General features: G+C 71.8%; 7 protein-coding genes and 1 pseudogene. 3 read left to right on the top strand and 5 right to left on the bottom strand.

Annotated features, from left to right (window positions below; genetic code table 11):
- Positions 1 to 764: ROK family transcriptional regulator (locus tag WH07_RS38375; protein ID WP_232789140.1), on the bottom strand; the 764-nt coding region annotated here is incomplete at its 3' end.
- A gap of 56 nt (positions 765 to 820) precedes the next feature.
- On the opposite strand from WH07_RS38375, the gene WH07_RS32520 reads away from it, so the two are divergent.
- Entirely contained in the window at positions 821 to 1,936 is a 1,116-nt protein-coding gene (locus WH07_RS32520) for a Gfo/Idh/MocA family protein (RefSeq protein WP_106409738.1), read from the top strand.
- Positions 1,933 to 2,484, top strand: a complete 552-nt coding sequence (locus tag WH07_RS32515; RefSeq protein ID WP_079023744.1) for a heme-degrading domain-containing protein — start codon at positions 1,933 to 1,935, stop codon at positions 2,482 to 2,484. Before WH07_RS32520 ends, WH07_RS32515 begins: the two co-directional genes overlap by 4 nt.
- 225 nt (positions 2,485 to 2,709) lie before the next feature.
- On the opposite strand, the gene WH07_RS32510 is transcribed toward WH07_RS32515, so the two are convergent.
- From WH07_RS32510 to WH07_RS32495, 4 genes and pseudogenes are all read right to left on the bottom strand, one after another.
- On the bottom strand, positions 2,710 to 3,570 hold the full coding sequence (locus tag WH07_RS32510; protein ID WP_046508113.1) for a fumarylacetoacetate hydrolase family protein: 861 nt from the start codon (positions 3,568 to 3,570) through the stop codon (positions 2,710 to 2,712).
- Between the two features lie 290 nt (positions 3,571 to 3,860).
- A pseudogene (locus WH07_RS32505) lies at positions 3,861 to 4,562 on the bottom strand (YidC/Oxa1 family membrane protein insertase); the annotation flags it as partial.
- Positions 4,563 to 4,858: 296 nt separating this feature from the next.
- Positions 4,859 to 5,203: a DUF6412 domain-containing protein gene (locus WH07_RS32500; RefSeq protein ID WP_046508112.1), complete on the bottom strand. Its 345-nt coding sequence runs from the start codon at positions 5,201 to 5,203 to the stop codon at positions 4,859 to 4,861.
- A 138-nt stretch (positions 5,204 to 5,341) separates the two neighbouring features.
- Positions 5,342 to 5,872, bottom strand: a complete 531-nt coding sequence (locus tag WH07_RS32495; RefSeq protein WP_046508109.1) for a winged helix-turn-helix transcriptional regulator — start codon at positions 5,870 to 5,872, stop codon at positions 5,342 to 5,344.
- 331 nt (positions 5,873 to 6,203) lie between these two features.
- Between WH07_RS32495 and WH07_RS32490 the strand changes: the two genes are divergently transcribed.
- On the top strand, positions 6,204 to 7,703 hold a 1,500-nt coding region (locus WH07_RS32490; protein ID WP_063775867.1), incomplete at its 3' end, for an MFS transporter.

Below are 7,703 nucleotides of genomic sequence, written 5' to 3'. Positions count from 1 at the left end.
GTACGGGGGGCGGGGGCGGCCCCGGGGCCGGGTGTCACGCCCACGCGCCCGGCGCCGACCGGCATGCCGAGCCGCGCGCCCGTCTGTAGCCTCGCCGCGCGCAGTGCTTCCGCGCGGACCGCGTCGACCTGGATCGCCGCCGTCTCGACGACCTTCGCCGCTCCCGCTCCGAGGTCGAGCGGGACCGTGCGTACCGCGACCAGGGCACCGGACAGGTCCACCAGAACCGCCGTCAGTTCGTCGCGGTCCAGATGCAGGCCGACCGCGGAGGCGGCGGAGGGGACCAGCCGCAGTACGGTTCTGGGCTTGCCGCCCGTGGAGGCGCGGCGGCCGGCCTCCGTGGCCATGCCCTCCGTGCGCAGCCGGGCCGTGATCTTGCTGACCGCCTGCGGGGTGAGGCCGGTCCGCTCGGCGAGCTCCAGCCGACTGATCCCCGCGTCGCCCGCCGCACGCAGCAGGTCGAGGACCAGGGCCGCGTTATAGCTGCGCAGTACGGGCAGATTGGCCCCGGCGCCGCCCGCGGTCCCGGCGACCGTACCGCCGGCGCCTGCACCGCCGGCGCCCGTACTGCCGGTGCCGACTCCGCCCGTGACCGTACTGCCGGTGCCGACTCCGCCGGCGGCCGTACCGCTGGTGCCCGCACCGCCGATGACCGTACCGCCGGTAGCCCCACCGCCCGTAGCCGTACCGCCGATAGCCCCACCGTTGGTGACCGCCGCGTCACCCCTGGCTACTCCCGCGACATCCCCGTTTCTTCTCTCCACGTCCGCCATTGTCCCTTGTGGTTGCACTTTGGCAACGCCGTTGCTTAAGTGGTGCCATGACCTTGACTGGTACCCGCACCGGCCGCCGTACCGGCACGCCGCTGCGCGTCGGACTCGTGGGCTACGGCCTCGCGGGCTCCGTCTTCCACGCCCCGCTGATCGCCGCCACGGACGGGCTCGTCCTCGACACCGTCGTCACCGGGAGCCCGGAGCGCCGGGAGCAGGCGCACGCCGAGTTCCCGGACGTACGGTTCGCCACGTCGCCGGTCGAGCTGTGGGAGCGCGCGAACGAGCTCGACCTGATCGTCGTCGCCTCCCCCAACAAGACGCATGTGCCGCTCGCGACGACCGCCCTCAAGGCCGGACTGTCGGTGGTCGTGGACAAGCCGGTCGCGGGCAGCGCGGCCGAGGCGCGCGGGCTGGCCGCGCTCGCCGAGGAGCGCGGGCTGCTGCTCTCGGTCTTCCACAACCGCCGCTGGGACAACGACTTCCTCACGCTCGCCCGGCTCATCGACACCGGCCGGCTGGGGGACGTGCAGCGCTTCGAGTCCCGCTTCGAGCGGTGGCGCCCGCAACTGAAGGGCGGCTGGCGCGAGTCGGGCGCGGCGGAGGAGATCGGCGGACTGCTGTACGACCTGGGCAGCCATGTCGTCGACCAGGCGCTGGTCCTGTTCGGCCCGGCGGAGCGGGTGTACGCGGAGTTGGACGTACGCCGCCCCGGCGCCGCGACCGACGACGACACGTTCATCGCGGTCACCCACACGAACGGCGTCCGCTCCCATCTGTACGTCAGCGCCACAACGGCCCAGCTCGGCCCGCGCTTCCGGGTGCTCGGTTCGACGGCGGGGTATGTGAAGCACGGTCTCGACCCGCAGGAGGCGGACCTGCGCGAGGGCAAGCGGCCGGGTACGGCGGCGGGCTGGGGAGTGGAGCCCGAGTCCCTGTGGGGGCGGATCGGCGCGGGCGAGTCGCCGCTGTCCGGTGGCGGCCACCCGGTGGAGACCGAACCGGGCGACTACCCGGCGTACTACGCGGGCATCGCCACCGCGCTGCGCAAGGGCATCGCACCTCCGGTGACGGGGTACGAGGCGGCGGCGACGCTGGAGGTACTGGAGGCGGCGCGTCGCTCGGCCCAGGAGGGGACCGTCATCACCCTGGAGACCGAGTCATGAGCGCCGCGTCCTCCGTACCGGCTTCGGGCCCGGCCCCGGCTTCGGACCCCGGTCCGGCTCAAGCCCCGGCCGCCGCTCCGGCTCCGGCTCCGGCTCCCAGTGTCGCCGAACTGGAAGCGCAGGAAGCTCGCCTGACGCTCCGTCAGTTCACTTACGACGACGCATGGAAACTCGGCTGCCTGCTCGTCGAGCTGGCACGCGAGCGCGACGCCCCCGTCGCGATCGACATCCGCCGCGGCCCGCAGCAGCTCTTCCACTGCGCGCTCCCCGGCTCGTCGGCGGACAACGACGCCTGGATCGAGCGCAAACGGCGGGTGGTGGAACGGTACGGCGCCAGCTCGCTCCTCGTCGGCACCCGCTTCCGCGCCAAGGGCACGACCTTCGAGAACTCCTCCCGCCTGGACCCGGACTTCTACGCGGCGCACGGCGGCTCGTTCCCGCTGGCGGTGGAGGGCGCGGGCATCATCGGCACGGTCACCGTCTCGGGCCTCCCGCAGGCCGAGGACCACGCGATGGTGGTGGAGGCGCTGGAACGCCTGCGCGGCTGACGTTTTCTGTGTTCTCACGCCGGACGGGCTGAAAATCAGCCCGTCCGGCGCTTGAGGACACAGCACAGCCAGCCCGTCCGGCCCTTGAGGACACAGCACAGCCAGCCCGTCCGGCGCCTGAGGACACAGAACAAGCCCGTCCGGCGCTTGAGGACGAACCGGCGGCCGGCCGGACCACGCGCTCCGGCCCAACACCGACCCGGCCCGCCCCTCCCGCCGAAGGCGTTACGCGTCCTTGAACTCCTGGCGCTGCCTGCCCAGCCCCTCGATCTCCAGCTCCACCACATCCCCCGCCCGCAGATACGGCTTCGGCTCCGGCTTGCCCAGCGCCACGCCCGCCGGCGTACCCGTGTTGATGACGTCGCCCGGGTACAGGGTCATGAACTGGCTGACGTACCGCACCACTTCGCCCACCCCGAAGATCTGGTCGGCCGTCGTGCCGTTCTGCTGGAGTTCGCCATTGACCCATAGCCGCATCGGCAGTGCCTGCGGGTCCGCTATCTCGTCCGCCGTCACCAGCCAGGGGCCCAGCGGATTGAACGTCTCGCAGTTCTTGCCCTTGTCCCACGTGCCGCCGCGCTCGATCTGGAACTCGCGCTCGGACACATCGTTCGACACCGCGTACCCGCCGACATGCGCGAGGCCCTCCTCCACGGAGTCCAGATAGCGGGCCGTACGTCCGATGACCACCGCGAGCTCGACCTCCCAGTCGGTCTTGCGGCTGCCCCGCGGCACCAGCACGGTGTCCTCCGGTCCGACCACCGTGTCCGGCGCCTTGAAGAAGATGATCGGCTCGGCCGGTATCTCGGCACCGGTCTCCCGGGCGTGGTCGTGGTAGTTCAGCCCGATGCACACGATCTTGCCGATACGGCCGAGCGGCGGCCCGATCCGTACGCCCTCGCCGTCCAGTACGGGCAGTTCACCGGCGGCTGCCGCGGCCCTGACCCGGTCGAGCGCGGCCTCATCGGCGAGCAGCGCCCCGTCGATGTCCGTGACCAGCCCGGACAGATCCCTGAGGGTCGTCCCGTCCTGGTCGAGCAGGGCCGGGCGCTCCGCCCCCGCCGTACCGACACGCAGCAGCTTCATCGTCTGTCTCCCTCTGGTCGAGCTGGTCGAGCGTTTTCGAGGCCGAGTCGAACATTTCCGGGCCGATGGGCGCGGCCATCGGGGATTGTTTGATCCTCCAAGACATCCGATCACTCCGCAAGCCCCTGTTCATAACCCGGACCACGCCCCTGACCTGCGCCACGTCCCGCTTTCACGCGTCCCGGCTGCGCTTTCGTACGCACCGCTTTCGCGTTCTCCGCCCTCGCGTTCTCCGTCCTCGTGCGCTCCGCTTTCGTGCGCTCCGCCTTCGCCGCCGCCATGTCCCGGTACATGTCCCGGTAGAGGAAGTACCGCTCGGCCGCCGTCCACGCCGTACTCGTCACCACGTACAGCGCCGCCGCCAGCGGCACCACCCCCACGGTGAACAGCGTCGCGAAGGAGAGCAGCGGCATCATCTTCGTCATCGCGCCCATGCCGGGGACCTGCTGCCCGTCCGGGCCGGCCGGCATCGCGGGCATGGCCGCCATCTGGATCCGCGTCCGCCGGAAGGTGAAGGTGGCGACTCCGGCGACGATCGCGAAGAGCGCTACGTACACCAGCCCCGCCGCGCCGAACATCCCGCCGTGCGCCAGCGCGTCCGTCCAGCGTCCGCCGAGGGGCGCGGCGAAGAGGGAGTGACCGAGGAGTTCGTTCTGCCGGCCGCCGATCGTCCGGTTGGAGAAGAGGTGGTACATCAGGAAGAACGCCGGCATCTGCAACAGGCTGGGCAGACAGCCCGAGAGCGGCGAGATCTTCTCCTTGGCGTGCAGTTCCACAAGGGCCTTCTGCAGGCGCTCGGGGTTCTTGCCGTGCTTCTTGCGCAGCTCGGCGATCTGCGGGGCGAGTTTGGTACGGGCCTTCTGGCCGCGGGCGGACGCGCGGGAGAGCGGATGGATCGCGATCCGTACGCAGACGGTGAAGAGGACGATCGCCGCGGCGGCGGCGCCCGCGTGGAAGAGCGGCTGGAGCAGATCGGCGAGGCCGGTGACCATGCCGGCGAATACGGACAGGAAGACAGAGAAGACAGAGAGGAAAGCGGACAAGGTGAGCCCTCCGTGGGGTCTCGTCGTGCCGGATGGACGAAGCCGTGCCGGAGGCAGGGCTGGTCCAGGGGGATGCGCCGCAGGGCGGCGATTCGGCGTGACGACCCGCGCGGGGTACGGGGATCCGGATGCGGTCCGGGGATCCAGGAGCGGTACTCCGGATCCGGAAGCGGTACTCCGGGGATCCAGAAGCAGCACTCCGGGGATCCGGAAGCGGTACGGGAGTCCGGAAGCGGTACGCGCCCCTACGCGGCCGTCGCGAGGCGACGGCCGGGCGCCCGGGGCCTGGTACGGCCCGAGGCGTCGGGATCCCGCTGGGGCAGGAAGGCGGTGCGCTGCTCGCGGTCGCGGATGGCCGTACGCACCCGCTGCGGCGGATGCGCCGGTACGGAGCGAGCGCTGATGACGGCGCAGGCGGCGAGCGCGGACCCCGCCGCGGCGGTGGCGGCGAGCGCGACGGCGGCGGAGAGGCTGCCGGCGTCGACCAGCAGGACCACCAGGACTTGCAGTACTTCGGTGAGGAGGAAGAGCAGCAGCCCGGCGAGGCGCGGCTTCCGAAGATCCCGGAGCAAGCCGCGGACCGTGCCCATGGCCTGCCCCTCTCGCGCTCGTGTCCGGTGCCGTATCCGAACGGCTCCCGTACGGCTTTGCGGCTTTCGTATCCGAACGGCTCCACCGCATCCGGATGGCTTCACGGCGTGTCCGCACGGGACATACCGCTTCAGCCGTTATACACGATCGGTCTCCAGGGGCTGAAGCAGTCGGCGGGGCCGTAGCAGCGCCCTGCTCACCGGATCGGCCGGATCCGGGTCGAGCCCCTCACCCGGCAGCATTTCCACATCGCCGGGCGGTACAGCCGTACCGCAGGGGGGACATTCTCCGTACGCGCCCAGCTCCGTACCGCACGCGGCGTGCGTGAACACCCGGAGCGGCTTCGTACCGTCCACATGTGCCGTACCCCACACACCGAGCGACCGCAGCACCGGCCAGAGGTCGGTCCCGCGCTCGGTCAGTACGTACTCGTCGCGCGGCGGGGAGTCCTGATAGCGCCGTCTCTCCAGGACACCGGCGCGCTCCAGGGCCCGGAGGCGGGCGGCGAGGACGGCGCGGGGCAGGCCGAGATGGGCGAGGAAGTCGTTGTAGCGGCGGATGCCGTAGAAGGCGTCGCGGACGACGAGGAGCGTCCAGCGCTCGCCGATGACCTCCAGCGCGCGGGCCATCGAGCACTGCTGTGTGGCGTAGTCCTTGCCCAGAGCCATGGAATGAGCGTACCAAGATATGGGTTCATTGAATGAATCTAGGCTGTTACGCTCGGCGGGGTCGGTGGGTTCATTCACCGAATCGACGAGTGGGACCACTGGGGGGCGGACCATCTCACCGGGTCCGCCACGGCTCCGTCGCCGGGTCCGCGATGGATCCGTCGCCGGGTCCGCCACGTAAACGCCATCGGGTCCGCGATGAACTCGTCACCGGGCCCGCAACGAAAACGCCATCCGGTTCGCGATGGACCCGTCACCGGGTTCGCGTCGGACCGTCACCGAGATCCGCCGAGGATCAGCCGAGATCCGCCACCGAGGGGACACGACCGCCATGGCCCAGGCTCAGCCCAGACCGCGATCCGTCACAGACGGAGGTGCGAGCGCCGTTACCCGTACTACCGGTACCGACCACGGCGCCCCGGCCGGCTCCCGTACCGAACACTCCCGTATCGACCACGGCGCCCCGCCCACGGCCCACGCGGCCACGCGCCCCGCCGCGACCCTCGCCGTGACCAGCGCGGCCACGGTCGTCGCGCTGATGAACTACACGGCCCCGCTCCTCACCCTCCCGAGCATGAGCGCCGCCTTCGGCACCCCGCTCTCCGCCCAGGCCTGGCTCCTGAACGGCATGCCCCTCGGTCTCGCCGCCGTCCTGCTCGTCGCGGGCAGCCTCGCCGACGACTACGGCCGGCGCCGGATCTTCCTGCTGGGCACGCTCGCCCTCGGTGTCACCACGGCGGTCGGCAGCCTGGCCGACAGCACGCTCCTGTTCACCCTGGCCCGGGTGGCGCAGGGCGCGGCGGGCGCGGCGGTCATCGCGAGCAGTCTCGGGCTGCTGGTCCACGCGTTCCCGGCGGGACTCGCGCGCATCAGGGCGACCGGGGTGTGGGGCGCGTTCGTCAGCGCGGGCATAGCCCTGGGGCCGCTGCTGGCCGGCGGACTGAACGAGGTGAGCGGTTCCGGCTGGCGCCTGACGTACGCCGTCCTCGGCGCGGCCGCCCTGGTCACCGCCGGCTTCGCCGTCCGCGTACTGGCCGAGTCGCGCGCCGCTCACCGGAACCGGCCCGATCTGGCGGGCGCCCTCGTCCTCGCCCTGGCCTTCACCGCGCTGCTGAGCGCGCTCACCCTGGGCCGGGACGGCTGGCTGCGGGCGCCGGTGCTGCTTCTGCTGCTGGCCTCGGCCGTACTCACCGGGCTGTTCGCCGTGATCGAACGGCGCGCCGCCGCGCCCGTCTTCGATCTGGGGCTGCTGCGCCGGCCGCTGTTCAGAGCGGCGTCGACGGGCGGTCTGTTCACCGGACTCGCGGTGATCGGGCTGATGAGCTACATGCCGTCGCTGATCCAGCAGACCATTCATCTGTCGGCGCTCGGCTCGGCCTGGCTCTTCCTCCTCTGGTCCGGTACGGGCTTCGCGGTCGCCCTCCAGGCCCGGCGCCTCGCGGGCCGGGTGGCCGCCCGCCATCAGCTCGCCCTCGGTTTCGTCCTGCACGCGGCGGGCGCCCTGGGGATGCTGGGCGCGCTGGGCGCGGGGTCCTGGGTACGTCTGGTGCCGGGCCTGTTCGTCGCGGGCATCGGCAGCGGCCTGCTGAACGCGGCGCTGCCACGCCTGTCGGTCGAGTCGGTCCCCCAGGAGCGCGCGGCGATGGGCTCGGGCGCCAACAACACGGCCCGCTACCTGGGTTCATCGGCGGGCGTCGCCCTGATCATCGCGGTCGCCACCTCCGTAACAGACCCGGCACACGGCACGGACCTGGCACTGCTGGTATCGGCGGCCCTGACCTTGGCGGGCGCGACGGCGGTCCTGGCACTACGGGACCGGGGCGGGCGCGGG

Origin of the sequence: Streptomyces odonnellii, assembly GCF_000981895.1 — a bacterium.
GTDB classification, from domain to species: Bacteria; Actinomycetota; Actinomycetes; order Streptomycetales; family Streptomycetaceae; genus Streptomyces; species Streptomyces odonnellii.
The sequence above is the reverse complement of the archived record's forward strand: the minus strand, read 5'-3'. Positions and strand labels throughout refer to the sequence as shown.